23 protein-coding genes are annotated in these 26,359 nt (G+C 47.0%); 9 read left to right on the top strand and 14 right to left on the bottom strand.

Annotation, left to right across the window (positions count from 1 at the left end):
* Window positions 1-9 precede the first annotated feature (9 nt).
* From nuoL to rocF, 11 genes are all read right to left on the bottom strand, one after another.
* A complete protein-coding gene (gene nuoL, locus FVR03_RS07990) occupies window positions 10-2,196 on the bottom strand; it encodes an NADH-quinone oxidoreductase subunit L (RefSeq protein ID WP_255474122.1) in 2,187 nt (728 codons plus the stop codon).
* Between the two features lie 340 nt (window positions 2,197-2,536).
* A complete protein-coding gene (locus tag FVR03_RS07985; protein ID WP_187270089.1) occupies window positions 2,537-3,631 on the bottom strand; it encodes a hypothetical protein in 1,095 nt (364 codons plus the stop codon).
* A gap of 59 nt (window positions 3,632-3,690) precedes the next feature.
* Window positions 3,691-3,999 carry an NADH-quinone oxidoreductase subunit NuoK gene (gene nuoK / locus FVR03_RS07980; protein WP_147921219.1) on the bottom strand — a complete coding sequence of 103 codons (309 nt, stop codon included), beginning with the start codon at window positions 3,997-3,999 and terminating at the stop codon, window positions 3,691-3,693.
* Window positions 4,000-4,004: 5 nt separating this feature from the next.
* Window positions 4,005-4,520, bottom strand: a complete 516-nt coding sequence (locus FVR03_RS07975; protein ID WP_147921218.1) for an NADH-quinone oxidoreductase subunit J family protein — start codon at window positions 4,518-4,520, stop codon at window positions 4,005-4,007.
* 167 nt (window positions 4,521-4,687) lie between these two features.
* Window positions 4,688-5,290 carry a 4Fe-4S binding protein gene (locus tag FVR03_RS07970; RefSeq protein ID WP_147921217.1) on the bottom strand — a complete coding sequence of 201 codons (603 nt, stop codon included), beginning with the start codon at window positions 5,288-5,290 and terminating at the stop codon, window positions 4,688-4,690.
* A 165-nt stretch (window positions 5,291-5,455) separates the two neighbouring features.
* Window positions 5,456-6,565: a complex I subunit 1/NuoH family protein gene (locus tag FVR03_RS07965; RefSeq protein ID WP_147921216.1), complete on the bottom strand. Its 1,110-nt coding sequence runs from the start codon at window positions 6,563-6,565 to the stop codon at window positions 5,456-5,458.
* Between the two features lie 213 nt (window positions 6,566-6,778).
* Window positions 6,779-7,228, bottom strand: coding sequence for a DUF4304 domain-containing protein (locus FVR03_RS07960; protein ID WP_187270088.1), 450 nt, complete (start codon window positions 7,226-7,228; stop codon window positions 6,779-6,781).
* Between the two features lie 63 nt (window positions 7,229-7,291).
* Window positions 7,292-8,230 carry a 1,4-dihydroxy-2-naphthoate polyprenyltransferase gene (locus tag FVR03_RS07955; RefSeq protein ID WP_147921214.1) on the bottom strand — a complete coding sequence of 313 codons (939 nt, stop codon included), beginning with the start codon at window positions 8,228-8,230 and terminating at the stop codon, window positions 7,292-7,294.
* Between the two features lie 306 nt (window positions 8,231-8,536).
* Window positions 8,537-9,133 (bottom strand): glutathione peroxidase, encoded by a 597-nt coding sequence (locus FVR03_RS07950; RefSeq protein ID WP_147921213.1) that lies wholly within the window; start codon window positions 9,131-9,133, stop codon window positions 8,537-8,539.
* A 103-nt stretch (window positions 9,134-9,236) separates the two neighbouring features.
* Window positions 9,237-11,027, bottom strand: a complete 1,791-nt coding sequence (argS, locus tag FVR03_RS07945; protein ID WP_147921212.1) for an arginine--tRNA ligase — start codon at window positions 11,025-11,027, stop codon at window positions 9,237-9,239.
* Between the two features lie 238 nt (window positions 11,028-11,265).
* Window positions 11,266-12,240 (bottom strand): arginase, encoded by a 975-nt coding sequence (rocF, locus tag FVR03_RS07940; RefSeq protein WP_147921211.1) that lies wholly within the window; start codon window positions 12,238-12,240, stop codon window positions 11,266-11,268.
* An 81-nt stretch (window positions 12,241-12,321) separates the two neighbouring features.
* On the opposite strand from rocF, the gene FVR03_RS07935 reads away from it, so the two are divergent.
* Window positions 12,322-13,716, top strand: coding sequence for a type III PLP-dependent enzyme domain-containing protein (locus tag FVR03_RS07935; protein WP_147921210.1), 1,395 nt, complete (start codon window positions 12,322-12,324; stop codon window positions 13,714-13,716).
* Window positions 13,717-13,803: 87 nt separating this feature from the next.
* Window positions 13,804-13,974, top strand: a complete 171-nt coding sequence (locus FVR03_RS24335; protein ID WP_187270087.1) for a hypothetical protein — start codon at window positions 13,804-13,806, stop codon at window positions 13,972-13,974.
* Window positions 13,975-14,015: 41 nt separating this feature from the next.
* Here the strand turns inward: FVR03_RS24335 and FVR03_RS07930 are convergent, their stop codons facing one another.
* The gene (locus FVR03_RS07930; RefSeq protein ID WP_147921209.1) at window positions 14,016-14,549 is read right to left on the bottom strand and encodes a D-glycero-alpha-D-manno-heptose-1,7-bisphosphate 7-phosphatase; all 534 of its coding nucleotides are present in this window, start codon (window positions 14,547-14,549) and stop codon (window positions 14,016-14,018) included.
* Between the two features lie 438 nt (window positions 14,550-14,987).
* Here FVR03_RS07930 and FVR03_RS07925 point away from each other — a divergent pair, with 438 nt between their 5' ends.
* From FVR03_RS07925 to FVR03_RS07895, 7 genes are all read left to right on the top strand, one after another.
* On the top strand, window positions 14,988-15,722 hold the full coding sequence (locus FVR03_RS07925) for a polyprenol monophosphomannose synthase (RefSeq protein WP_147921208.1): 735 nt from the start codon (window positions 14,988-14,990) through the stop codon (window positions 15,720-15,722).
* A gap of 133 nt (window positions 15,723-15,855) precedes the next feature.
* Window positions 15,856-16,803 (top strand): TerC family protein, encoded by a 948-nt coding sequence (locus FVR03_RS07920; RefSeq protein WP_147921207.1) that lies wholly within the window; start codon window positions 15,856-15,858, stop codon window positions 16,801-16,803.
* 393 nt (window positions 16,804-17,196) lie between these two features.
* The gene (locus FVR03_RS07915) at window positions 17,197-18,294 is read left to right on the top strand and encodes a bifunctional 3-deoxy-7-phosphoheptulonate synthase/chorismate mutase type II (protein WP_147921206.1); all 1,098 of its coding nucleotides are present in this window, start codon (window positions 17,197-17,199) and stop codon (window positions 18,292-18,294) included.
* 496 nt (window positions 18,295-18,790) lie between these two features.
* Window positions 18,791-19,684 carry a prephenate dehydratase gene (locus FVR03_RS07910; RefSeq protein WP_147921205.1) on the top strand — a complete coding sequence of 298 codons (894 nt, stop codon included), beginning with the start codon at window positions 18,791-18,793 and terminating at the stop codon, window positions 19,682-19,684.
* Between the two features lie 4 nt (window positions 19,685-19,688).
* Window positions 19,689-20,864 carry a pyridoxal phosphate-dependent aminotransferase gene (locus FVR03_RS07905; protein ID WP_147921204.1) on the top strand — a complete coding sequence of 392 codons (1,176 nt, stop codon included), beginning with the start codon at window positions 19,689-19,691 and terminating at the stop codon, window positions 20,862-20,864.
* Between the two features lie 2 nt (window positions 20,865-20,866).
* The gene (locus FVR03_RS07900) at window positions 20,867-21,988 is read left to right on the top strand and encodes a chorismate mutase (RefSeq protein ID WP_147921203.1); all 1,122 of its coding nucleotides are present in this window, start codon (window positions 20,867-20,869) and stop codon (window positions 21,986-21,988) included.
* A gap of 385 nt (window positions 21,989-22,373) precedes the next feature.
* Entirely contained in the window at window positions 22,374-22,712 is a 339-nt protein-coding gene (locus FVR03_RS07895) for a DUF3817 domain-containing protein (RefSeq protein WP_147921202.1), read from the top strand.
* A 228-nt stretch (window positions 22,713-22,940) separates the two neighbouring features.
* On the opposite strand, the gene FVR03_RS07890 is transcribed toward FVR03_RS07895, so the two are convergent.
* Both FVR03_RS07890 and FVR03_RS07885 read right to left on the bottom strand, forming a co-directional pair.
* On the bottom strand, window positions 22,941-24,002 hold the full coding sequence (locus tag FVR03_RS07890) for a bile acid:sodium symporter family protein (RefSeq protein ID WP_147921201.1): 1,062 nt from the start codon (window positions 24,000-24,002) through the stop codon (window positions 22,941-22,943).
* A gap of 193 nt (window positions 24,003-24,195) precedes the next feature.
* Window positions 24,196-26,181, bottom strand: a complete 1,986-nt coding sequence (locus FVR03_RS07885; protein WP_147921200.1) for a biosynthetic peptidoglycan transglycosylase — start codon at window positions 26,179-26,181, stop codon at window positions 24,196-24,198.
* Window positions 26,182-26,359 lie beyond the last annotated feature (178 nt).

The following is a 26,359-nucleotide window of genomic DNA, read 5'->3' as shown; positions in this document are numbered from 1 at the left end:
AATTAACTATCATTTCAGGACTATGTATAGTATTATCAAAATAAATCCTAAAAGAGAGTAGGCAAAATACGATTGCACCTTCCCGTTCTGCAGGTTACGGCCAAATCTGCCAGCAAACCGCGACAGTGCCCCTACCAGCCACACCAACCCGTCTACCACCAACCTGTCGAACCAGGCAACTGTTTTGGCCAGCACCACCAATATAATACTGCCATTGTTCAGCAGGTAATCAATTACACGCTTATCGGTGCGGTACAGGCTGCGCGCAAGCAAAAGCGTTGGCTTTACAAAAGCACTGTTGTACAACTGGTCGAGGTAAAAGTGGTTGTAAGAGAGTCTGCCCAGAGCACTCTGCGGTTGCTCTTGCAACAGCATCTCCTTTGTCTTATTTCGGTACTTAATGATGGCATACCCTACCCCCGACACGCCAAGGGCCACAGCCAACACGGCAAAGAGCACATGCGCCACATGGTTGGCTTTGTCCTGCTCCGCCACAGCCTGCAGCAAACCATCTGCCAGCGGCCTGGCATCTGCAGCCAGCAAGCCTAGGTTCAGGCCCTGCAGCAGCCAGCTTCCGGCAAAATCTAACGGATTAAGCGAAAAGAACACCCCCAGCGACAGCACCGCCAGCAGCAGCACCGGTACCAGCATAACCAGCTCCACCTCCCTGCCAGCAGAAAAACGCAGCGATTTTATATCGAATGGCAGCCGGAACTCCCCAAAGAACAGGAGCCACAGGTGGCGGCCCATGTAATAAGCTGTAAGCAACACCACGGCAAAACCTATAGCCGGCACCAGGAAATAAAGTGCATTGCCGTTAGCACTCATGGTTTGCGCCCAGGCCCAACTTCCTGCCAAAATCGCGTCTTTCGATAAAAAGCCTGAAAATAGCGGTAAGCCAACCAGAGCGGCAGCTGCCAGGGCATAGGTAAAGAAAGTAAACGGCATCGCTTTTCGCAGGCCGCCCATGTTCCGGATATCCTGCGGATCGATGTGCTCCGGCTGGTGCGAGTGGTGCAGCCCCCGGTGCATGGCATGTATAATAATACCAGCGTTCAGGAAAAGCGCTGCCTTAAAAAATGCATGCGTGGTCAGGTGAAAAAGCGAGGCATCGTGTGCGCCCGTTCCCATGCCCATTACCATGTAACCGAGCTGCGAAATAGTAGAGAATGCCAGCACAGCTTTGATATCGTTTTGTGTAAGAGCAGCAACAGCACCAAGCAGGGCCGTAATGGCACCAACAATAGCGATAACCGTAAGCGCATCTACCGTAAAAAAGGCATAGCACCTGGCCAGCAGGTAAACGCCTGCCGCCACCATGGTAGCCGCGTGTATAAGCGAGGAAACAGGCGTAGGACCTTGCATGGCATCGGGGAGCCAGACCTGCAGCGGAAACTGCGCCGACTTACCCACACAACCCATAAACAAACCTAAACCGGCCAAGGTCAGCCACAGTGGTGCTAGCTCCAGGTCCCAGGGCTGGCCGTGCAGCTGAAACGACACCAGGAAACTGCCACCGATCCAGCTGCCTTCGTTTACCAAAGTGCGCAGCGCCTCCAGGTCGAAGGTGCGGAAGCAGGTGTAGAAAAAGAACAGCCCCAGCAGCAGCCCAATATCACCAACGCGGTTTACCAGGAACGCTTTTTTATTGGCTGCCACAGCCGCAGGCCGATCGAACCAGAAACCGATGAGCAGGTACGACGAGAAGCCTACCAGCTCCCAGAACATAAACAGCAGCAGCAGGTTATCGACAAGTACAATGCCTAGCATACTGAAGGTGAACAGGCCCAGAAAGGCATAGTAGCGGCTGTAGCCCGCATCGCCGTGCATATAGCCCACCGAGAAAAGTTGTACCAGTGTGGAAATAAAGGTGACTATAACCAGCATCAGCACCGTGAGGTTATCTAATAGAATTCCGGCTGTGAAATTTGTAACCGAGGCACTTAGTGCAGGAAGGCTGAACCAGACGGTGCGGCTGTGAAAGGAGGTATGGTTCCAGGTGGCAGAAAACAGCCAAACCGATGCGCCAAAGGCTAAAACAGTGAGCGCAATACCCAGCCAATCGCCCTGGCGGGGAAGTCGCTTGCCAAAGAAGAACAGGCTCAGGAAAGCAAAAAGAGGCAGCAGAAGCACTGCCAGCGCAAGCTTTGTTTCGGGTGTGCCAGCCAGGGGCTCAATAAGCGCGGAAAGCTCCAAGTTCTAGTTCAACAATTTAGGTTCTAGCTCTAGTACAGCGTAAAAAGAGGATAAGCACCTCCTTAGCCTGTAACGAGGGGGCAAAGTTAAGGATATTGCGCTTTTAATAACACAATTTTAAAATGTTATGCCGAAGGAGAGAAGAATTATGTCTGGCAGAAATAGTATGGAGCAAAGTTCAACTAAGAAGAATGGAAAGTGAGTTACCTGCTCTCATGCCCTTCCACGTTGGCTTAGTTTAAAAACCATTTCTACCCTTGAACCAAAATGTTGTTAAAATGCTTTGGAAGGGGTTTTTCATTAGAATAATCTGGATTGATAACTCTGACAGCTCAATTAATCAATAAAAGCTATAACGGTAAAACCTTGTCTCTTCCGGTGCACCATTGCTATAGGTTCTCACCTCCTTCTCAACCAAACCAGATTCATTATAGTAGTATGTAATCAATCTCCCAGCGCTTCCCTCATGTTCTGACCGTTCAGTAATAGCACGTCCCTTTGCATCCCGCTGATAAATTGTTCGCTCACTGTACTCCTTTTTTTCGACCAGCAAACCAGCGCCATTATATGTAAAGGTGCTATTCGGCTTTAAAGTACCTTCCGATTGCCGGGCCACTTTATCTACTACTGGTTTAAATCCATTTTTAGAAAATAACAACCTTTGGTACTCCGGATGCCGCTCAAGAAATGTCAGTACCTCCATCTCAAAATCCACCTTTCCAGACTCCACTACTCTCTCGTCTTCAAGCTTGGTATAATAGTAATTTGCTTCACTCATCCCTTTTGGTGAAAAGCTAATATAATCGTGCCTCAGTATATTCTTATCTTTTCCGAGCAGAAAATCACGACTAACCTCAGTTAGCTCAAACGAGTTAGAATAAGAGGTGCGTGTCTCGGTATAAGTGGTGTCGTTCTGCACCCAAGTTTTTATTTTCGAAATCTGATTCCACTTTTTATTTATAGCATCCCAACGAAATTCTCCGCCGTTCTCCCTTCCTGGGGCGGCATAACGGTTCTGAGTTGCCTGCACCCAAACAATATTCTTCCTATCCGTTTCTGCTGTCTCCTTTCCTGATGCTGCCTGGAAATAGGTTGAGGCAAGTAAATGCCCTTTTGCATCATATTCCATATCTAATCTATTGCTAATTCTGTTGTTATGAGAATTTTCACGCCTGATTTTATACCCATTCTCATCAATCAAGAAATATTGAAAAAGATATCTCTGATACAATAACTGTCCATTATAATACTGGTCTCGTTCTATAAATACCTCTTTTACTTTTCTTGTTTTATACAATTCATCTAGAGGTTCCCCATATACAGGATCAATTTCCTGTGCTTCAGTAACTGTAGATTGACAAGAAAACAAAAAAATAAAAATATAAATGATAGAGAAACTAAGCCAATGGGTTCTGAACCTGAAATAAGTAAGCATATAAGTGAATGTGATAAACAAAGCAATAAAGCGCTTCTGCCACGCCAAATAGAAAGCAATTACTCCTCCCCTACAATCTGGTTCAGGTTAGCCGTTTTAAAATGCTGGTACACCCGCAGCACTATTGCCAGTGCTACAGCAGACTCTGCGGCTGCTATTACCATAACAAAAAGTGCGAAGAGCTGCCCTTGCATCAGCTGCGGGTCGTAGCGGCTAAAAGCGACGAGGTTCAGGTTGGCCGCATTAAAAATGAGTTCGATGCCCATGAGCACTACCACCGCATGCCGCTTGGTAAGAACCGCCCATAAGCCAAGGCTAAAAAGAACTGCTCCCAACAGCAGCAGGTGCTCTAAAGGTATTCTGTCCATTCGTCTTACAGTTTTGTCTGTTTATCAGTAGCGATATAGGCCGAGCCCATCAAGGCGATCAGGAGCAGCAGGGAGGCTATTTCGAAAGGCAACACCACATCTGTCATGAGTTTAACGCCTATGGCCTGCACCGTACTTTTCTGCTCACCTAACACATCGGTACTGGCAGCCTCTATCCATGGCAGTGTGGCATAATCTGTTTGCAGAATAGTGTAGCAAAGGCCAACTAATACGACTCCTGCCACCATGGAGCCCCAGCTTTTGTTCACATTCTGCGACATCACCGATTTATCTTTCACGCGGGTACTGAGCATGATACCAAACAAAATAAGCACCAGCACCCCGCCCACGTAAACCATCAGCTGAACAACTGCTACAAAATCGGCGAACAGCATCACAAAAATACCGGCTATGCTCAGCAGCGTGAGCAGCAGCGCAAAAGCGGCATAGAGCAGGTTGCGCGTCAGCACCATGTATGCTCCGGAAATGGTGGCCAGTGCGGCGAAGAGGTAAAAAAGCATGGGTTTTTTTTAAGACACAAGTATCAGGACACAAGATTTTCTTCTCGTTAACGCCCATCAGACTTATGCGTTAGAACCAAATTAATAAATTCTGAATAGCTGAAAATATACTCACTTAACATCAGGAAAAAGTCCTGCGTCTTGTGTCTGAAATCTTGTGTCTTATTTCACCCCTGCTGCTTCCGGGCAGCCAGTGCTGCTGCTTTTGCGGCTGCCATTTCCTCCTGTTGCTTCTCCAGGAGTTGCTTTTTCTCCTGTGCCTGCTCCGGGCTGAGGTCGGTGAAGTGGTAGACCATGTTCTTGATGTCGACCTCCGGGAAATCATATACCGGTGTCATGGTGAGGCAGTCGGTGGGGCACACGGTAGTGCAGAGGCCACAGTAGCAGCATTTGGCCATGTCTATGTCGAACGTTGGGGCGTACAGGCGCTTTTTAGTACCATCTGAGGTTACGCCGATATCTTCCGTAGCTTTCACAGACTCGATGGTGATGCAATTAACGGGGCAGACTTTGGCACAAAGGTCGCATACAATACAATCGTCTATTTCGTTGTGCAGGCGGTAGCGGCCTTTATCAGGCACTGGCAATGCTTCGTAAGGGTAAGTAAGCGTTACCAGCCCCTCCTTTTGCTCAAAGTAAGATTCATCGCTGATGTAGACAGGCTTGCGGCGTTTGTCGGCATGCAGAAAGTGGTGCAGCGTCAGGCGAGCCCCACTCACCAGCGACTTCACCACATCCCGAAAACCAACTTTATGTTTTACTACAGACATCTGTTGAGTTAAAAAGTTAAAGAGTTAATGGGTTAGAAAGTTAGAAGGTGTAGGTATTATTTGAAGGTTTAGTTCAGGTCTGGCGTTAGTTTGATCTTTTACGCGTTTATACCTTTTACGAAACAACTTTCTACCTATTTACTACTTTATAAGTTTCTAACTTAACTAAATCATCAGTAAGCGCCACAAACCTGCCAGCAGCACCAGGCCAATGGATATAGGCGTGAGTACTTTCCAGCAAAGGTGCATAAGCTGGTCTACGCGCAGGCGCGGGTAAGTCCAGCGGGCCCAGAGCTGCACAAACAGCAGCACCAGCGTTTTCGAGATCAGCCAGAAGCCTCCCCAGACTACACTGGCTATGCCTCCGGGTGCTCCGGTTGTCCAGTTGGCCAGGGCAATCGGGCCAATGTTGGGCAAGGGCGTGTTCCAGCTACCTAAGAACAATATGACTGCTACCAGGCATACCAACACCATCATGGCATATTCGGCCAGAAAGAACGTAGCGAACCGGAACCCTGAATATTCCACGTGAAAACCTGCCACCAGCTCCGACTCTGCCTCCGGAATATCGAAGGGTGCCCGGTTACACTCTGCCAGCGAGGCGATAAAATAAACAATAAAAGCCACCAGCAACACTGGCGCCCTAAAAATATTCCAGGTTGTGAGGCCGCCTACGGTGGTGGTTTCGAAGCCCAAGGATCGTATGCCAAACAACCAGTTCTGCTCCTGCTCCAGCCCCGGAAAAGCGTTCATCAGCACGCCCTGCTGGTAACTGATCTCCTGAAAATCGAGCGACTGGCAGATCATGACCACCGACAGCAGCGCCAGACCAGCCGGAATTTCGTATGACACGATCTGGGCAACCGAGCGCATGGCACCCAACATGGCGTATTTGTTATTGGAGCCCCAGCCTGCCATCAGCAGCCCGATGACATCCAAAGAGATAATAGCCAACAAATAAAATACGCCAATACCAACACCAGCCGGCACCAGCGTAGGCGACAACGGAATAACAGCAAAACCAGCAAAAACAGCTGCAAAAATGAGGATAGGCGCTACAGCAAACAGTTTCTTATCGGCGGCAGCCGGAATAATGTCTTCTTTCTGCAGCAGCTTGAGCACATCGAGCAGAGGCTGCAGCGTGCCGTAAGGCCCTGCTTCTGTGGGACCGAGGCGGTCCTGCATAAAGGCCGCCACCTTCCGCTCGGCATACACCACCACGATTACTACCACGAGCATCAGCGAAATGGTGATCACAAAAGCAAGTAAGGCCATGACGGAATTCAGGTTTGGTTATAGAAGCAAAGGTAGTTTGTAATGTGCTAATGTGCTAATTCTTTGAGGTGCAATTGCCTTGACATGCGGAGGCAGCTTTTTGCTTTGGAAGGCAATTTTGATTAGAATAATTTGAGGGAGCGATGGAGTTGGGTGGACCTTTGGCAAAGAGCCTTGAAAAATTCTTCTACACTGTCGGATGAAGAATGCATATTATACTTGATTTGAAGTAAGCATTCTGCCGTAGTCAAAAACATTTTCAGCTATTTCTCTTTTCACCATTTCTACAGACGAGTACTTAAGCAGAAAAGGAACAACACAACTTTTGATGTTCTCCTTAAGATAATCTTTAAGTTGCACCTGATCTTTTGTTGATATCTCGAAAGGAAATGAACCTATAAACTTTCTATCTTTAATTATTTCTTCGAATCTCCCCCTTACGTGCCAATTATCGATGCTTAACTTTGGCATTTTATTGCCATTCACAAGTTCTGGGAAAACAATACCAAAGTTCAGGTAAAATGCGTTTGAGTATCGTGACACTTGTGCTTCACAAATCAGAATCGTACTATCTGTTTTTCTAAACCAGATCTTTTTACCCCTCTTCTGGAAACATTCTTCGTGCAGAATACTATCTAAATACTCAAATAGGTTACCTTCCATTGTCGCTTGATTTTCTTCATTAGCTTTTTGCAAGAATTTTCATTCCAACATAGACCTCCCCCACTACACCACCTGCCCTATTCCAAACAGCAACACAAACGCCAGTGTCGTCATCGCCATTTGCTTGAGGTAAGGGTCCAGTTCTGCAGAAGTCTGCTTTTGCCACACATTTCTGCCGTTGATGATAACCAGTGGCAGGGCCAGCACGAACAGAAACTGCCAGGCAGAGTAAAAGTTCAGCGCCACATACACCACTGCACTTACTACACCACCTGCCAGTAATAATATATGGTAAATGCGGGCGCGCTTCGGCCCGAGGCGAACGGGAATAGAATACTTGCCAGCCAGTTTATCGGAGTGGATATCGCGGATGTTGTTGACGTTGAGCACGGCTGTGGAGAAGAAGCCACAAATAAAAGCAGGCAGCAGCACCAGCGGATTGAACTCCAGCGCCTGCAGAAAGTAAGTACCCAATACGCCCACCAATCCGAAGAAAATGAAAACCGAAATATCGCCGAGGCCGGCATAACCATAGGGTTTATCACCGGCGGTGTAGTTAATAGCAGCCCAAATGGCAGCCAGGCCCAGCACCAGGAACAGCAGCGCGAGCAGCAGTCCTTCTGTTCCAAAAGCCACCCAGAGCAGCAGCAAACCCGATAGCAGCGAGAGCAGGCTAAATACGATCATGCCCTTTTTCATATGTTCGGCAGTAATGTGCCCCGCCTGCACCGCCCGCTTCGGCCCTTCGCGGTGTATGCTGTCTGCACCGTGCTTGGAGTCGCCGTAGTCGTTGGCGAGGTTCGAGAGAATTTGCAGAAACAGCGTGGTGAGTACGCAAAGTGCTATAACAGTGCTATCGAACACACCGTTTGCGGCTGCCATAAAGCCGCCCATCCCGATGCACGACAGGGCCAGCGGCAATGTGCGGGGCCTAAAAGCCGAAATCCAGGCACTTAAGAGGCCTGGATTCGGGTTGGTTTGTTGTGTTGAAGTATCCAACATGTAAATATTTAAGAATTTGAAACTGCAGGCGAATGAAGAACCAAATCTAAGCATTCTGAGAATTAAGGTCCTGCTTTTTCCAAATTATTCTAATGAAATAGGCCTTCCAACATATTTAAACCTAATTATAGTCAAGGGCCCTTTAGTAGAGTTAAGAGTTAAGAGTTGCAAGTTAAGAGTTTAGAGTTAGAAAGAACTCTTCATCCATTCTCTCAATCATTCATCCTCTCATTCAAAATTCAAAAATTTCTAACTCCAACTTCTAAAGTATACTTCCTTTCTTGAAAAAGCCTTGCATCTGGTGCCTTATTTCTTGATGGCGGCGAGCACTACCTCGTCTGTTGGTTTTACTTTAGATGGGTAAAAAGCTACAACCTTACCATTCTCATCTACCAGGTATTTGCAGAAGTTCCAGGTTGGCTTGTCATTGTTCGGGGAGTTCTGCTCGAGCCAGGTGTAGAGTGGGTGCTGATCATCGCCTACTACCGATATTTTCTCGAACATCTGGAAATTAACGCCATAATTTTTCTGGCAGAAAGAGGCAATTTCTTCGTTAGAACCTGGCTCCTGACCGCCAAAATTGTTAGCCGGGAAACCTAAAATAACCACTTCCTGGCCGTGCTGCTCGTGCAGTTGCTGCAGGTCGGCGTACTGCTTAGTGAAGCCGCACTCAGAGGCTGTATTCACCAACATTACCTTTTTGCCTTTGTACTGCGAGAAGTCAATTTCTTTCCCGTCTAAGGTGCTCATGCTGAAGCCATAGAAGCCTTCCTGCTTCTGAGCTTCTGTCTGTGCTGTTGTTTCCATGTTTTTCTTGTTTTCTGCTCCTTTAGTAGATGGTGTACAGGCAAAGCCAAAAACAACGGCTGCCAGCAATGCAATAGAGAATAATGCCTTTTTCATTTTTGACTTGATGTTAACTGTGTACCTGAAACCAGTATGGTAGAAAATTGTTTACGAAACTTTATACAGGCAGATGCCCAATGTAGTGCAAGGCTTTTTGCAGTTACATACGCTCCGGCACCTCAATGCCTAGCAAACTCATGCTTTCGCGTACAAAACGGGCTACCATGGCCGACAAGGCGATGCGGAAGCTACGCGCCTGTTCATCGGTTTCGTTAAAGATCGAAATTTCCTGGTAGAACCGGTTGTAGGCCTTTGCCAGGTCATAAGCATACTGCGCTATAATAGAAGGAGCATATAAATTTCCTGCCTCTTTTACCACATCAGGGTAGTTCACCAGCAGTGTAACTACCTCCTGCTCAGTTTCGTGCAGTTGTGTAAGGTTGCTAAACGAAGTGGCGTCTACTCCTATGCCCATGTCGGCTGCTTTGCGCAGAATGGCTGAGATGCGCGCATGCGTGTATTGTATAAACGGACCTGTGTGCCCTCTAAAGTCTATAGATTCCTGCGGATTGAACAGCATGCGTTTTTTGGGGTCTACTTTCAGGAGGAAGTACTTGAGTGCACCCATGGCCAGTGTGTGGTACAACTGCTGCGCCTCCTCCGGCGTAAAGCCTTCTATCTTGCCCAGTTCCTCGGTTTGCTGACGCGCTGTATCCACCATTTCGGCTACCAGCTCATCGGCATCAACCACAGTTCCTTCCCGCGATTTCATTTTACCGGATGGCAGATCGACCATGCCATAAGAGAGGTGGTAAATACCTTCTGCATACTGTTTGCCAAGCTTCTTCAACACCGATTTCAGCACCTGGAAATGGTAGTTCTGCTCATCGGCTACTACGTACAGCGACTGATCATACGGGAAATCGTTGTATTTAAGCTCGGCTGTTCCCAGATCCTGGGTAATGTACACCGAGGTGCCGTCGGAGCGAAGCAAGAGCTTCTGGTCCAGTCCGTCGTCGGTGAGATCTACCCACACAGAGCCATCTTCTTTTTTAAAGAATACTTCTTTTTGCAGCCCTTCTTCTACCCGCTCTTTGCCAAGCGTGTAGGTACCAGACTCATAATAATATTTATCAAAATCAACGCCGATGTTGCGGTAAGTCTCATCGAAACCGGCATACACCCAATTGTTCATTTTTTTCCAGAGGGCAACGGTTTCTTCATCGCCCTGCTCCCATTTATGCAGCATGGCTTGCGCCTCCAGCATGAGCGGAGCTTTTTTCTTGGCTTCTTCTTTGTCTACTCCTTCTGCCACCAGTGCATCTATCTGCTCTTTATACGCTTTGTCGAACTGCACGTAATATTTACCAACCAGGTGGTCGCCTTTCAGGCCGCTGCTTTCAGGTGTTTCGCCGTTTCCAAAATACTGGTACGCCAGCATCGATTTGCAGATGTGGATGCCTCGGTCGTTCACGAGGTTTGCCTTTAGCACCTGATGCCCGTTAGCTTTCAGGATTTCAGACACCGAGTAGCCCAGGAAGTTGTTACGCAGGTGGCCCAGGTGCAGCGGTTTGTTTGTGTTAGGCGATGAGTACTCTACCATCACGTTTTTACCGGAAGCAGCTGCTCTGCCAAAATCAGCGTTCTGCATAATATCGCGCAGGAGCTGCAGCCACACCTCGTCCTGTATCTCCAGGTTCAGGAAGCCTTTTACCACATTGAAGTTTTTAATTTCGGCAGCATTTTCTTTCAGGTAAGCGCCCAGGGCCTCTCCTATCTGCTCCGGCCCTTTGCCAACAGTTCTGGTGTAGGGGAAGGTAACGAAGGTATAGGTGCCGGCAAATTCTTTGCGGGTCGGCTGTAAACTGATCTGGGAAGCATCAACGGACACCTGGAACAGCGCCTGAAGCGCCTCACTGATTCGTTGGCTGATGGTGTATTGTAATTGCATGAACGTAATGTGTCTCTTTTCGGCTGAAGCTGCAAATTTAGCGCTTATTCTGGAAAGGCTGTTAAAATATATAACAGACCCTTGACCTCTTTCAGCAGAAAAAAGCTTTAGAAGGGCAAAATCATTAGAATAATTGCTATCTGCTGGTGGTCGATTGTAATAATGCTCCTTTACTTTTCCACCTTTGTCATCCCTTTGGGATCTTATGGGCAAGATCCTTCAGCTATGGCCATTTTCATTAGAATAATTTCGGTTCACTCTTCGATTCCCTATCCAGAATGGCTTTGGTGGTAGACTCCAGAATCTCGAAGGCGTTTTCGGCCATCGTGTTTTCAGTGTCGAGTGTCGGGTTAATTTCTACCATCTCGTAACAGCACACGCGGGGGTCGTGCACCAGTTCGCAGCAAAGGTCTTTTGCCTCCTCTACCGTTAGCCCCACTTCTACGGGGGTGCCGGTTCCTTTCGAAAACTTCGAGTCGAGGCTGTCCACATCAAACGATACATAAATAAGGTCGCAGTCCTTCAGATGCGCCAGTGTCTCCTTCGCTACTTTTTTCACGCCTTTAACTCTTACTTCTTTGTAGCTAACAGCTTTAATGCCCAGTTTCCGGATGAGGTAGTTTTCTTCTCCTTCGGTATCGCGGACAACAATATACACCAGGTGCTCCGGCTTTAGCTTCGGCCCGTCTATGCCTACCCGCTTCAGCGACTCCCAGAAAAAGATAGTTTCGGGAGCCGGGTCGTTTTTACGGCAGTCGGGGTTGTCTTCGTTCAGGGCAATGGCCATGGCCATGCCGTGCACGTTGCCGGAGGGAGTGGTGTAGGGCGAGTGTATATCAGCATGTGCATCTATCCAGACTACGCCCAAAGTCTTGTCGGGGTATGTTTTTTTGATGCCGGCAATGGTACCGGCTGCATTGCTGTGGTCGCCGGCCAGCACGAGCGGGAACATGCCGAACTCCAGCGTTTGCGACACCGTGTTGCTCACACTTTTGAGTACTGCCAGAATACTATCGATGTGGTGGGCCGTTGGGAAATAGTCTTTATCGAAAAGCGTGTAGTTAAGATCGGGTACGGCAATAGAATTAAAGCGCTTAAAATAATCAGACGCTTTGTCGAGGCACGCTACTTTCAGGGCATCTATGCCCATGCCTGCGCCCCTTGTACCGGCCCCCAGTTCCGATCTTACTTCAATTAGCTTTACTTTTTTCATTTAATTTGAACAAAGTTTTTGCAAAGGTTGTAAAATACAGAGAATATTGCATGTTTTCACAAAGACCCTTAACAACCTTCAATGGATAAATATACCGACCTTATTCATCAAACGTTTGATTTTCCGACAGATGAATTTAAAGTAGAGAACAACGAGCTATATTTCAACGGTATTCCGCTTATGGATATCATCAACAAATACGGCACTCCTTTAAAATTAACCTACTTACCCAAAATAAGTTCTCAGATTCAGAAGGCGAAACTCCTGTTTAAGGAATCGATGGAGAAACTCGATTACAAAGGGAGCTACACGTACTGCTATTGCACCAAATCGTCGCACTTTTCTTTTGTGCTCGACGAGGCGCTGAAGAACGACATCCATATCGAGACTTCTTCGGGCTACGACATGCAGATTGTACGGGCACTTTATAATAAAGGCAAGATCTCGAAAGACACTTATATAGTATGCAACGGCTTTAAGCGGGAGCGTTACAAACACTGGCTGTCGGAGCTTATTAACGAGGGTTTTAAAAACTGCATGCCTATACTCGACAACCTCGATGAGATTGAGTACTACAAGGAGCACGTAACGGAGAAGTGCAAAGTTGGCATGCGCCTGGCCTCTGATGAAGAACCGAAGTTTGAGTTCTACACCTCGCGCCTGGGCATACGCTACAACGATGTAATTGAGCTCTACGAAACCAAGATAAAAGACGACCCGAAGTTTGAGCTCAAAATGCTGCATTACTTTATTAACACCGGCATTAAAGATACCTCGTATTACTGGTCGGAGCTTAGCCGCTTTGTGCACAAATACTGCGAGCTTAAAAAGGTATGCCCTGAACTCGACACTATCGATATTGGCGGTGGCTTCCCGATTAAAACCTCTATTCAGGCAGATTACAATTACCGCTACATGATCGAGGAGATTCTCCGCACCATTAAGCGTATCTGTAAAGAAGAAAATGTAGAAGAACCAAACATTTTTACAGAATTTGGCATCTTTACCGTAGGCGAAAGTGGTGCTACCATCTACTCTATTTTAGACCATAAACTACAGAACGACAAAGAGTTATGGTATATGATAGACGGTTCTTTCATTACTAACCTGCCCGATGCCTGGGCTCTGAACCAGCGTTGGCCTTTGCTCTCCGTGAATCATTGGGACAAAGAATACCGTAAGATTCAATTAGGCGGAATTACCTGCGATAGCCAGGACTATTACAACTCCGAAATGCACTCGTTTCAGGTGTTTTTACCGAAAATACCGAAAGACCAGCCGCTTTATATCGGCTTCTTTCATACAGGTGCTTACCAGGAGTCGCTTAGCGGTTACGGCGGCATAAAGCATTGCCTTATTCCAGCACCTCAGCACGTGATTATCGATCGCGACGAGAACGGGGAACTGGTAGACTGGCAGTTTGCACCGGAGCAGACTAGCGAGGCTATGATGAAGATTTTAGGTTATGAGGTGTAATACCTTGTCTTAAAATTGTATTAGTTTTGTTTTTGCAGGGAAAAAGCTTATTTTTGAAAACGCCTTTGTCTTTAAACTTTATTTGAAATGAGAAAATTAGTACTTTACGGCACTTTATGCCTGGCCCTGGGTATGGCTTCCTGCAAAACATATTGCCCTGCTTATAGCAGCGTAGAGCCAGATTTAAACACAGCCCCTGAAACTATTACAGTGTCTGTGTCTGCCTCAGCGTCAGCAACGGATGGCTCCAACAGTTAATCTGTTAACCAGATAAACTGCACGATATAGAAGAAACCGGCTTATTGGGCCGGTTTTTTTGTGCTCTCCAAAATGATGTTGGCGGCTCCTAACAAGTCTTTAGCCTGAAGCGGGTGTGCCTGTTCCGGATGGTGCTCCCCCACCAGAATAGTTTTTACTCCTGCTTTTGCACCTGCTACCATGTCGCGGGGTGTGTCGCCCACCATCCACGATAACTCCGGATCAATATTGTACTTTGCCATGGCACGCTCCAGCATCAGGCTATCCGGTTTCCGCGAAAGCGACTCTGAAATAGTGTGGTGACCGGGCGCAAAGTAAATGGCATCTAGCTGGAGTTGGCAATGTTCCTGTAGTTTCTGGTGGCACGCCAGAACTTCGTTGCGGCTGTAGAGGCCTTTGGCAATACCAGCCTGGTTGGTGATAACAATAAGTAAATAGCCTTGCTTTTTGAGCAGCTGTAAAGCTTCCGGAACTCCCGGCAGCACCTCAAAGGCATCCAGTATATAGGTGTAATCGCCCATCTCGCGGTTCAGCACGCCATCGCGGTCCAGAAATACACATTTTTGTTTTTGCATACACTTCCTTTATTTCAGCTCTAAAATTAGGCTTTCTTTAGCAAAGCCTGTCATCTTAATTGGTCCTTCAGTCTAAGGCCTTGGCTTTAAATTGTATAAAATTCTTCGGAAGGGCCATTTCATTAGAATAATTGACAGGCTGAATTTAGTACAGCAATCTTAAGAAGCAACAACCCTAGGCTACTAAGGCTGGTGCTGTAACCATCTCCTCTTCCAGATTATTCAAATAAAAAACGCCTCCAAAAGCTTTTCTGACAAAAAAGAGTCAAGGGTCTGGTGGCACAAGTTGTTGTGGTGGGTTTACAGTAGGAAGGAGAATAGGGAGATCAGGCGTGATACTGAGCCTATAGTGCCTCTGCTACCGGAATACGGCCTTTTATTGAATAAAAATGGCTGGAGCGCTGGCACCTAATAGTTAATTAGCTCTATATTTGAGCCATGAAAGATTCTCTGGTGATAATCCCAACCTATAACGAGAAAGAGAACATCGAGGCGATGGTCAGGAAGGTGATGTCACTGAGCCACCCGTTTGAGTTGCTTATTATAGACGACGACTCTCCGGACGGCACCGCAGCCATTGTGCGGGCATTACAGCAGGAGTACCCGGAGCGGCTGCACCTGGAGACCCGACAAGGCAAGCTTGGGCTCGGCACCGCCTATATTCACGGTTTTAAATATGCGTTGCGTCATGGCTATGAATACATTTTTGAAATGGATGCCGATTTTTCGCATAACCCCAAAGACCTCGTACGTCTTTACGCCGCCTGTGCCAAAGAGGGCTACGATGTAGCTATTGGCAGCCGCTACAGCCAGGGCGTAAATGTTATTAACTGGCCCATGAGCCGGGTGCTGATGTCATACTTTGCCAGTTCTTATGTGCGCTTAATTACCGGCATGCCCATAGCCGACACTACGGCAGGATTTAAGTGTTACCGCCGCAAAGTACTGGAAACCATTCAGCTCAACAAGATTCGGTTTGTAGGCTATGCATTCCAGATCGAGATGAAGTTCCTAGCTTATAAATATGGCTTCAGAATAAAAGAGGTGTCCATCATCTTTACCGACCGTACCAAAGGCGAGTCTAAAATGTCGAAAGGGATATTTAAGGAGGCGGTGCTGGGGGTGCTAAAAATGAAAATCAGGAGCTTCTTCCGTCACTTCGACCGCTATTAAATTAAATTTTCTCCTGCTAAAGTAACACAACAAAAGACAGCTTAAATTTTATCAGCTATTCCTGTGTATGGGCAATAATTATTCAGGTATCTTTACCTTTGGCATTTAAAAAAATAAGTCATCAGGCTTGATTATGGATAATTCTATTGTCTTTTGGATTCTGTTTAATGCGTTTGTGCTGTTGCTGCTGGGGCTCGACCTGTTCGTGTTTCACAGAAAGGCGCACGAGGTAAAAATAAAAGAGGCGCTGCTCTGGAGTTTGTTCTGGGTGGTGCTCTCACTGTGTTTTAACGGTATTATTTATTTCTGGAAAGGCCCTGCTCCCGCCCTTGAGTTCCTGACGGCTTACCTCATCGAGAAATCGCTGAGTGTCGACAACCTGTTTGTCTTCATCCTGATATTCAACTACTTTAAGGTGCCCCTCATGTACCAGCACAAAATCTTGTTCTGGGGCATTATAGGAGCACTGGTGCTTCGGGCGCTTTTTATTGTAATAGGCGTAGCCCTTATAGCTAAGTTCCACTTCATCATTTATATTCTGGGAGCTTTTCTGGTATACACCGGAATAAAAATGGCCTTCAGCCACGAAGACAACGAGCTGCGCCCCGAGCAGAACTCGCTTATTGTGTGGATAACCCAGAAACTTCGGTTTACCAAAAAAGCTGAAGGTGGTAAGTTTTTTGTGAAAATAGATGGTAAAATGTATGCCACGCCCTTGTTTCTGGTGCTGATAATGGTAGAAAGCACCGATGTGGTGTTTGCAGCAGACTCTATTCCGGCTATTCTGGCGATCTCAAAAGATCCATTTATTGTGTACACCTCCAACGTGTTTGCGCTGCTCGGGCTAAGGGCGCTGTATTTTGCACTAGCCGGCATAATGCAACTGTTCCACTACCTCCATTATGGGCTTTCCTTAATATTAGTATTTATTGGGGCCAAACTTCTCCTGAGCGATATTATTGAAATAGACATGCGCTATGCCCTACTGGTAGTTGGAGCTATACTGACAATATCTGTTGTAGCCTCGCTGCTGTACCCCAAAAAAGACTCTTCGCTGCCGCCGCCACCTGACCTGGTATAACAGGGTAAAGCGTTAATAGCTAAGTATTTAAAACAGAATTACTAAAATAACCAAATCAATAGCAACAACAGCATAACGTTGCATATTTAGAATTAAAATTTAGAAGTTATATTAGTTTTCACAATAATAAATTGTTTTTGTTGACAATATTTTAATTAAAAAACGTTTGGTATTTAAATAATTAAGATTACATTTACACATCCTAAAAAGAAAGAACCATGTTATTAGTCTGCGTACAAGCCCAAAATCTGAAATCTATTTGCACCTGTATAAGGGGCTAATGGCAGAAGCTTTGCGTTAATAGTAATGGAAAGATAAACCAGAAGAGCCCCGCCCCAAGCGGGGCTTTCTTATTTTTGACAAAACTTACTTAATAGATTAAAAAAGTAAATTATGAGAACTTCCACACCTAGCTTGCACCTGGCCAAAGAAACCAGCACCTTGGCCAAAACGTCGAGCCCTGTTGTAATCGCCGGCCCTTGCAGTGCTGAGAACGAGGAACAAATGCTGCTAACAGCCCAGGGGCTGAAAAAGCTGCAGGGTGTTACTATTTTCAGGGCTGGCATCTGGAAACCGCGTACCCGTCCGGGTAGTTTCCAGGGTGTTGGCAGTATTGGCCTCGAGTGGCTGCGCACCGTAAAGCAGGAAACCGGTTTACGTACCGCCTGCGAGGTAGCCAACACCAGCCATGTAGCCGAAGCTATGAAACAGGGAGTAGATATTCTGATAATTGGAGCCCACACCACCGTTAACTCTTTTATGGTGCAGGAAATAGCAGATTCGCTTAAAGGTGCCTCTGTGCCGGTACTCGTAAAAAACCCGGTTAGCCCCGAACTTATGCTGTGGCTGGGTGCTTTGGAGCGTTTCGACCAGAATGGCATAACCGACCTGGGGGTTATACACAGAGGTTTCTCTACCATAGACAATGCACCTTACCGCAACCACCCGAAGTGGGACCATGTGGTAGAACTGAAGAACATGCTGCCGGACCTGCCAGTTTACTGCGATGCCAGCCACATAGCGGGCCGCAGAAGCCTGTTACGACCGGTTAGCCAGCGTGCACTCGACCTGGGTTACGATGGCTTAATGGTTGAATCGCACCACAACCCGGTAATGGCCCTGAGCGATGCGCAACAGCAGCTTATGCCGCAGGAGTTAGACATGCTCCTGCAATCGCTGAAGTTGAACCATACCGATGAAGATATAACCCGAAAAGGTGTGATGATGGAAGAACTGCGCAAAGAAATTGAGCACCTCGACGACCAGCTCCTCGACCTGATGGCGCGCCGTTCGTTGGTTTCTGCCCAGATCGGAGATTTAAAAGCCGACGAATGCAGCTTAGACAGACAACAAGCCTGGGACGACGTGCTGGAGAAACTGCTGAAGCAGGCTAACTCGTTCGGCATAAACAAAGACTTTGTAAAAACAGTCTTTCAGGAGGTGCGCAAACAGTATGCACAAACTCACCTGTACGCCGATATGGGCTCCTGATACTGAATTTGTAACTAACGATAAAGCGAGCCGGTGATGTAAAGCCGGCTCGCTTTGTAATTAACCCCGAAGTAGAATTGCCTATATCAGCAGCAGGAAGTAAGGGCGAGCAGCAGCTTCGAAAGTTTTTTTTAGTTAAGCAGCCATTTTTTGAACCTCCTCCTCCCAACCAGTGTTCTAGCTTATATAGAAAAGTTATATGTAGTACCAGGCTGCATGGGCAATAACCTCATTAAACAAGAAATTAAATACCTTTGAATTCTTCGTTAAAAAGATTTGGAAAAAAAATTTCGCAAAAAAGTTTGACGGTTATTAAGAGTTTCCTTAATATTACAGCATAATAATAAAAACATGATTTTAAGCAACGCATTTTACTTTAGCTTTTACTTTTTTGGTACCCACTAGGGGCTCCGGAGGTAATGCTATTGCGTTTATAAAACATACAGCAAAATCTTGAAAGCCCCGCCGCAAGCGGGGCTTTTCGTTTAAATATACTATGGCAACAGAAATTAAAATCGCAATTCAGGGTGGCGCTGCCTCTTTCCACGATACAGCAGCCCGTAAGTATTTCGCACCTGAAAAGGCAGAGATTCTGCCCTGCAGTTCGTTTGATCAGCTGTGTGAGCAACTGCACCTGGGCGAAGCAACTTACGGCGTAATGGCCATTCAGAATGCACTGGCGGGCAGCATCCTGACGAACTACACCTTGCTGCAGGAGTACCAGCACTTCCAGATTATCGGGGAGCTGTGGCTGCCGATAGATCAGAACCTGATGGCATTGCCAGGCCAGCGGCTGGAAGACATTAAAACCGTTATTTCGCATCCGGTGGCGCTGTTGCAGTGCGGGCTTTTTCTGCGCCAGCACCACCTGCCTACCGAAGAACGCCAGGACACCGCCGACAGCGCCCGCGAAATCAGCGCTAAAGGTCTGAAAGGTGTAGCCGCCATTGCCAGTAGCCAGGCCGCAGAACTGTATGGCATGGAGATGCTGCAGGAGCACGTTGCCGACCGAAAAGACAACTATACCCGCTTCCTGGTGCTATCGAGCCAACCACAGGCACAAGCACCTAAGCCAACAGCCAACAAGGCCTCGCTTATCGTACAGATTCCGCATGTGGGCAGCTGGCTCGGAGCTGTGATCAATAAACTGTATACCGAAGATATCAATATTCCGCTCATCCAATCTATTCCGGCACCGGCAGGTAACACGAGCCACAACGTAGCTATAGACCTGGAGTGTGACGATTACTACAGGCTGCTGCATGCCATAGAAGAACTAAAGCCGATGGTGGAAGACCTGCAACTGCTCGGGCTGTACCAAAAGGCCCTGACGCCACAGCAATTAGAAGAGTGCCGCGAAGGCGAACTATCCACTTCTGTTAACTCATAAAACCATGATTATACCTAAGGCCGATAGACTGGCCCAGATTCAGGAGTATTACTTTGCCAAAAAGCTGGCTGAGGTAGCTGCCCTGAATGCGCAAGGGAAGCAGGTGATAAACCTGGGTATCGGAAGCCCGGACCTCCCTCCCTCCGAAGCTACCACTGCTGCACTTACAGCTTCGGCTGCCCAGGCCTCGGGCCATGGGTACCAGCCATACCGCTCGCTGCCAACGCTTCGCAAAGCCATGGCCGACTGGTACAGCAGCACCTACCAGGTGCAACTCGATGCGGATACAGAGGTGTTGCCCCTGATGGGATCGAAGGAAGGTGTGTTTCATATTACCATGGCATTCCTGAACCCAGGCGATAAAGTGCTGGTGCCCAACCCAGGTTATCCTGCCTATGCCACCACCGCCCGTATGGTTGGTGCCGAGCCTGTTTTCTATAACCTGACCGCCGAAAATAACTGGCTGCCCGACATGGAGGAACTGGAGCAGCATGCAAGCCAGGGGGTAAAACTGATGTGGCTGAACTACCCGCACATGCCTACCGGCGCAGAGGCTACCGCCGATACCTTTGCACAGCTTGTAGCCCTTGCACGCAAACATAAGTTTCTGCTGGTGAACGATAACCCATACAGTTTGGTTTTACCTAATACACCGCCAATCAGTTTGTTAAGGCAACCAAACGCCCTCGATTGCTGCCTCGAACTTAACTCTTTGAGCAAGTCGCACAACATGGCAGGCTGGCGCGTAGGCATGATCCTGGGCCGTAAAGATTACCTCGATACGATCCTGACAGTGAAAAGCAACATCGATTCAGGTATGTTCCAGGCAGTACAGCATGCGGCCATTGAGGCACTTCGGAACTCTGATGAGTGGCATGCAGAACGAAACGAGGTGTATGCCGAACGCAAGCAGGTAGCGCACCAGCTACTCGACATGCTGGACTGCACCTACAACCCTGCTACAGTTGGCATGTTTGTATGGGCCAGAGTGCCCGACTCCATACCCGACGTAGAAGCTTTTCTGGACGATATACTGTACCAGGCAGGCGTATTTCTGACACCGGGTAAAATTTTCGGAAGCCAGGGAGACCGCTACTTACGTGTATCGCTGTGCGTTCCGGTAGCTCAATTAGAAGAATCAATTAAAAGAATAAAACAACACACCATAATTTTAAATTAACCATGAGTTCAAACAATCCAAACCTTCAGCTAGCAACTAAGACCAAGATTTTAAATGGAGGCCCACTGCCAACGGTTATCGCTGGTCCGTGCAGCGCAGAAAGCGAAGAGCAAATGCTCCAGACTGCGCGTGAGTTAAAGAAAGATCACCGAGTATCTGTTTTCAGAGCAGGTATCTGGAAACCTCGTACGCGCCCTGGTATGTTCGAAGGTATCGGCACAGTTGGTCTGGAGTGGCTTAATACTGTGAAGCAGGAAACGGGTCTGTTAACTACCTGCGAGGTAGCGAATGCCAACCACGTAGAAGAATCTCTTAAATATGGTGTGGATATTCTTTGGATAGGTGCCCGCACCACAGTAAACCCTTTCTCAGTTCAGGAAATTGCTGATGCACTGCGTGGTGTTGATATTCCGGTGATGGTTAAAAACCCGGTGAACCCTGATATTCAGCTGTGGGTGGGTGCGCTGGAGCGCCTGAACCAGGCAGGTATTACCGACCTTGGCCTGATTCACAGAGGTTTCTCTACGCCAAACAACAAGCCTTACCGCAACCACCCGAAATGGGAAACTATTAAACAAATTAAAGCTTTGCTGCCAGGTGTGCCGTTGCTTTGCGACCCGAGCCACGTAGCTGGTCGTCGTGATTTGCTGCAGACAGTAAGCCAGCAGGCCCTGCACTTAGGTGTAGATGGTCTGATGATCGAAACACACAACAACCCGGACGTTGCCTGGAGTGATGCCTCCCAGCAAGTAACACCAGCCGGCCTCGATACGCTGCTCACCTCGCTCGACCTAGACACGGAGCACGTCGCCAGCCCGGAGCAATTGCAGGAACTGCGTAACCTCATCGACAAGCTGGACACAGACCTGATTAATGTGCTGTTCCTTCGTTCAGACGTTTCTAAGCGAATTGGGGAGTACAAGAAAGCCAATAAACTCGATATTTTTCAGGCAGACCGCTGGAACCAGATGGTAGAAAACAGAATGCGTGTAGCCAGCGAAACAGGTCTGGAAGAGAGTTTTGTAAGAGCTATTTTCGATGCCATTCACCAGCACTCTATGGGTGTTCAGAATGAGATTCTGGCAACGAACACTACTAAATCTAAAGCAGAGTCGCTTTCTTAGTAAATCCTTTTTAGGCTTAGCCTGGTTCTATTTAAAAAGCGAAGCATCTTCTGGAAAGGTGCTTCGCTTTTTTTTGGAGTATGCTTTGTTTAACCCTTGGCACAAAAACAGGATTTTAGCTTCAGAAGGCCATTTTCATTAGAATAATTGCTGATTGTCTGTTGCTGATTGATAAATTGTTTTTCAGTTTGTTTCCTCCACTATTTAGGAATCTAACATCAGAACAGCAATACCGAGGTTTGGGAAGTATGCCCTGATGGCTTACCTTTACAACTCCTGAAACTCCCATGGAATCTGGCTAAGTCTAAAGTAAATACTACTAAGCGGGAACAGTTTCGGGATTGAGATTGTCCATGTTCTATAGCTACTTAATTTCACTTCAATAATGAAAAACAATTTTTCGAACACGCCAATTGGTCGCCTGCGTGCAGTGGGCATTCTGGAAGGTCTTTCGTTTCTGCTGTTGCTGGGCATTGCCATGCCACTAAAATATATGGCTGGTATTCCGGAGGCTGTTAAATACACCGGCTGGGCACACGGCTTGCTGTTCGTGCTTTACATAGGAGCTGTCATGCAGGCTGCCATGGAGCATAATTGGTCTTTCAAAAAGATCGTTATCTCACTTCTGGCTTCATTATTCCCTTTCGGGCCTTTCCTGATAGATGGCAAACTGAAAGAGGAAGAGCAAGCCCTTAATAGGGAGGCGGTAAAGAAAGTTGCTTAGTCCCTTTCTGACAATATATGTAAGACTCAACCTGCAGGAATTGTATTTAGTCTAAACATTCAGTTTTTTTAAGTGAAGACTATACTTTATAGAGGTACTTTTAAAAGCGCGGGCAAATCTGCCCGCGCTTTTGCTTTTTAGCCACAGCAGAAAATCAGCTTAAGGAGAGTCGAATTATTCTAATCAAAATGCCCTTCCAAAGCTATTTCAAAGTTTTTAAGTCAAGGGTTAGGAGCCACTCTCTAACTCTCTAACTTCCGCCCTACCCATTCGTTGTGCCATCATACTCGAAACTAGCAACTGCAGCGCGTGGTACACCATTATCGGCAACAGTATGATGCCGACCATGTTGGCATCTGGGAAAAGCACTTTCGACATAACGGTGCCGTGCACCAGCGACTTTTTGGAGCCGCAGAAAATAGCTGTAATTCTGTCTTCGCGTTTAAAGCCAAAGAGGCGGCTCAGGAGGTTAATTAACAGAAAGGCCAGGAAAAACAGCAGGAGCATGGCGATGCTCAACAACAAGATATCCTGCCAGCCAAAGGCACTGAACATATCGCGTTCAAACGATTCGCAGAAGGAGGTGTAGACAATAGTAAGGATAATGATCTGGTCGAAGTAACGCAGCTTTTTTTTGTGTTTTTCAGCGAAACTTCCCCAGCGGCTATTCAGCAAAATACCTAAAATAACAGGCACCAGCACCTGCAGTACCAGCTTGCCAAGCACATCTCCCATCTCAAAATCAGCGGTGTTGCTTGCCGACAGAAACAAGCCCATCCAGAGCGGTGTAATAAAAATGCCTAAAATGCTCGAAATACTGGCGTTGAAAATGGCCGCTGGCATGTTGCCGCCTGCTATGGCTACCATCACCACAGCCGATGACACCGTAGAAGGAAGTGCTGCCACATAAAAAGAACCCAGCCAAAGCAGTTCATACTCTGTACCTTCAAAAAAACTGTGCAGGGGCAGCACCAGCAAGGGGAAAAGCAGAAAAGTACTAAGCTGCACCACCATATGCAAACGCCAGCTACTAAGGCCAGCCTTCAGTTTCTCTAAGCTCAGCCGCAACCCATAGAAGAAAAAGATAAGCGAAACACCATACCCCGCCACATCTCCTAAAGAAACTGGTTCTCGGTCTATGCCAAACTCGGGCCACAGGTAAGCCAAACCAATCATGGCCAACAGGGCCAGCAAAAACCAATCTAAGCCTACCCTGGCTGCCAAAGCGCCTACACGTGGTACTAACCCAACTGCTTTCTGTGCTTCGTGTTCTGCCTTTTCTTTTTGCATAGGTAATGTTTGTTTAACTTCCTGACGCTATGTTTGCGCCATGTCAAAAATAAGTAATATGTAATGGTTGTATAGAAGAAATTCAGAGAATAAATGAAAGCCCATTTTTACAAAGCAACCCTTGGCTAAACGAAAAAAGCGGCCTTTGTAAACATGTTACAAAAGTCGCTTCTTATTACTTTATAGTGCCTACTTAAAACCCAAGCATGTCTATGGTTTCGAGCTCAAAATCGCGTGGGTCTTCTTCAGTGGTATCCGGAGCAGTCACGATAATGTCTCTTGCCCGTCCGCTTAGCCGCACGTTCGGGTACAGGTTATCGTACTCTTCCTGACTTATTAAACCTCGTCGTGCCATATGCCCGCCAATTAAACGGTAATAGCCTGCTTTATAACTTCGCAGGTTGCCGGCACTATCGAAAGAGGAGCGGTACCGCTTTGGGCTCGGAATAATACTGGTAAGAAAAATAGCTTCGGCCAGTGTGAGTTCGGAAGGTTGCTTTCCAAAATAGAACCTGGAGGCATCTTTAGCACCATAAATCTCGGGGCCCCATTCTATTATATTTAAGTATACTTCAAACATTCTGTGCTTCGACACAAGGCGCTGGTTCTCTAGGAGCCAAACAATTATGGCTTCTTCCACTTTGCGGGTAACTGTTTTCTGCCTCGTCAGAAACACATTTTTAACGAGCTGCATGGAGATGGTGCTCCCTCCGCGCTTAAAGTCGCGCTCCTGGATATTTTTGGCAATAGCCTGCCGGAAAGCCTCTTCATGAAACCCTTTGTGCCTGTAGAAGTAGGCATCTTCGGCAGTTAAAATGGCATTGCGCAAATACGGGCTAATCTGATCGATGGGCGTATAAAAGTTATTGGCCGGGCCAACGGTAAATGTTCTGACAGGTTTGCCATATTCATAAACCGTATGTGAAAAAGAGCCGTTAATTTTTTCGAGATTGGTGCTGCCGTATTCTACAATTTTAAAGTTCTTGGAGGCATCCAGGTCAGAGTCGAACCGCACAGCCTCTACGCTGTCCATGTTCAGATGGAAGCTCATTTTATATTTCAACAAGCCTTCTGCCTTTATTCCTTCCAGGTTTTCGAACAAACCAGTCGGCAACGATTCGAAAAAGTCGTTGGCCGGCACATCTTTTGTTTTTACTTTCAGATCGATAATGTTGGGCTCACCTTTGTTATACGAGGCAAAAACATTGGCTTTTACTTTATTTACCCGCACCTCTGTCAGGCTATCAATCACATACAGGTTCGGGCCGATACTAACAGAATAATCGATAGCGGCTTCGTTTACATGTATGTCTTCTGTAGCCAGCCTTTCGTGGTTCACAAACAGGTCGTTTACCATGGCGGCACCTTTCACGGTCAGTATATCGCGCTTAAACGTTTTATCGGTGAGGCTCACATAGAGCGTATCGAAGGAAATTTCGCCCCCAAATTTTGACTTCACGTACGGCACCTTAATTCCTCTTTCATCGAAAGCAAACAAGCTGGCTGAAATAACATAAGATCTGGGGTTTATGGCTCCGTGTACGCGCATGTTGTTGCGGAGTGTGTCTACCTGAATAGAAACCTGCGAATCTATTTCGCCATCATCTATGGTCAGGTAAGGCATTCGTACATCTATGGTGCGATTTGTCGATACATAGGATACGTTCAGGTTCCGGAAAAACACCTGGTCCGGCACGTTGTCGAAGGCAGTTTCGATGAGGTTATTGAGTAGCCTACCGTAATTTCGGGTAGTTTTTTCTGAGGTATCGGCTGGCAAGCTCTCGTCTCTTTTCAAAAGAAATGAAAAGTTGTTGCCTGTAGAGTCGCGGCGGGCAGTAATGTAGCCATTGGCTACCTCCAGCCGCCTGAACACGATTCGTCCTTTAAAAATTGACCGCAGGCTAACCGAAGCTCTCACCGAGTCGGTGGTAAATAGTGTATCGCGGCCGTGTGGCACCAGTGTGATGTTGCTCAGCACCACAGAGCGCAAATCTGTAAATTCAGCTTTGCCAATGGTAAAGTCTACCGGGTAACGGCGCTCTACTTTCTGGGTAACGCGGGCAATAGAATATTCCAGAAGCTTACCTCTAAAAATAAGCAGCGCAATAATCAGAACAAAAAAGAGGGCCAGTATACCACCAGCACCCCATAAAATTCTTTTTTTTAAACGAGGGTCCAAAATTCAAGGGTTCAAATTATTTCTCGACGAAATAAATTATGTAGATAATACGTTTTAATTTCTTCCTAAAATGGTCTTCTATTCATTAGACTGCCTACCACTATGCAGCATACTCAGTTGCTTTTGCCACTAACCATAATACTAAAGCAAGCTGCAATATACAAGCCCTGGCAGTATG

The organism is Pontibacter qinzhouensis, from assembly GCF_008017455.1.
Lineage (GTDB): Bacteria > Bacteroidota > Bacteroidia > Cytophagales > Hymenobacteraceae > Pontibacter > Pontibacter qinzhouensis.
This window is presented reverse-complemented; position numbering and strand designations above follow the sequence as displayed.

What these genes read in the sequence shown, in the direction of transcription:
- FVR03_RS07970 (WP_147921217.1), bottom strand. Translation starts at nt 5,290, where the DNA reads ATGTCTGTAGTAAAACATAAAGTTGGTTTTCGGGATGTGGTGAAGTCG.
- FVR03_RS07930 (WP_147921209.1), bottom strand. Translation starts at nt 14,549, where the DNA reads ATGCAAAAACAAAAATGTGTATTTCTGGACCGCGATGGCGTGCTGAAC.
- FVR03_RS07950 (WP_147921213.1), bottom strand. Translation starts at nt 9,133, where the DNA reads ATGAAAAAGGCATTATTCTCTATTGCATTGCTGGCAGCCGTTGTTTTT.
- FVR03_RS07895 (WP_147921202.1), top strand. Translation starts at nt 22,374, where the DNA reads ATGAAAAACAATTTTTCGAACACGCCAATTGGTCGCCTGCGTGCAGTG.
- FVR03_RS07965 (WP_147921216.1), bottom strand. Translation starts at nt 6,565, where the DNA reads ATGGCCTTACTTGCTTTTGTGATCACCATTTCGCTGATGCTCGTGGTA.
- FVR03_RS07915 (WP_147921206.1), top strand. Translation starts at nt 17,197, where the DNA reads ATGAGAACTTCCACACCTAGCTTGCACCTGGCCAAAGAAACCAGCACC.
- FVR03_RS07900 (WP_147921203.1), top strand. Translation starts at nt 20,867, where the DNA reads ATGAGTTCAAACAATCCAAACCTTCAGCTAGCAACTAAGACCAAGATT.
- FVR03_RS07905 (WP_147921204.1), top strand. Translation starts at nt 19,689, where the DNA reads ATGATTATACCTAAGGCCGATAGACTGGCCCAGATTCAGGAGTATTAC.
- FVR03_RS24335 (WP_187270087.1), top strand. Translation starts at nt 13,804, where the DNA reads ATGAGAAAATTAGTACTTTACGGCACTTTATGCCTGGCCCTGGGTATG.
- FVR03_RS07890 (WP_147921201.1), bottom strand. Translation starts at nt 24,002, where the DNA reads ATGCAAAAAGAAAAGGCAGAACACGAAGCACAGAAAGCAGTTGGGTTA.
- FVR03_RS07920 (WP_147921207.1), top strand. Translation starts at nt 15,856, where the DNA reads ATGGATAATTCTATTGTCTTTTGGATTCTGTTTAATGCGTTTGTGCTG.
- FVR03_RS07960 (WP_187270088.1), bottom strand. Translation starts at nt 7,228, where the DNA reads ATGGAAGGTAACCTATTTGAGTATTTAGATAGTATTCTGCACGAAGAA.
- nuoK (WP_147921219.1), bottom strand. Translation starts at nt 3,999, where the DNA reads ATGGACAGAATACCTTTAGAGCACCTGCTGCTGTTGGGAGCAGTTCTT.
- FVR03_RS07975 (WP_147921218.1), bottom strand. Translation starts at nt 4,520, where the DNA reads ATGCTTTTTTACCTCTTCGCCGCACTGGCCACCATTTCCGGAGCATAC.
- FVR03_RS07955 (WP_147921214.1), bottom strand. Translation starts at nt 8,230, where the DNA reads ATGTTGGATACTTCAACACAACAAACCAACCCGAATCCAGGCCTCTTA.
- FVR03_RS07935 (WP_147921210.1), top strand. Translation starts at nt 12,322, where the DNA reads ATGGATAAATATACCGACCTTATTCATCAAACGTTTGATTTTCCGACA.
- argS (WP_147921212.1), bottom strand. Translation starts at nt 11,027, where the DNA reads ATGCAATTACAATACACCATCAGCCAACGAATCAGTGAGGCGCTTCAG.
- FVR03_RS07910 (WP_147921205.1), top strand. Translation starts at nt 18,791, where the DNA reads ATGGCAACAGAAATTAAAATCGCAATTCAGGGTGGCGCTGCCTCTTTC.
- rocF (WP_147921211.1), bottom strand. Translation starts at nt 12,240, where the DNA reads ATGAAAAAAGTAAAGCTAATTGAAGTAAGATCGGAACTGGGGGCCGGT.
- FVR03_RS07985 (WP_187270089.1), bottom strand. Translation starts at nt 3,631, where the DNA reads ATGCTTACTTATTTCAGGTTCAGAACCCATTGGCTTAGTTTCTCTATC.
- FVR03_RS07925 (WP_147921208.1), top strand. Translation starts at nt 14,988, where the DNA reads ATGAAAGATTCTCTGGTGATAATCCCAACCTATAACGAGAAAGAGAAC.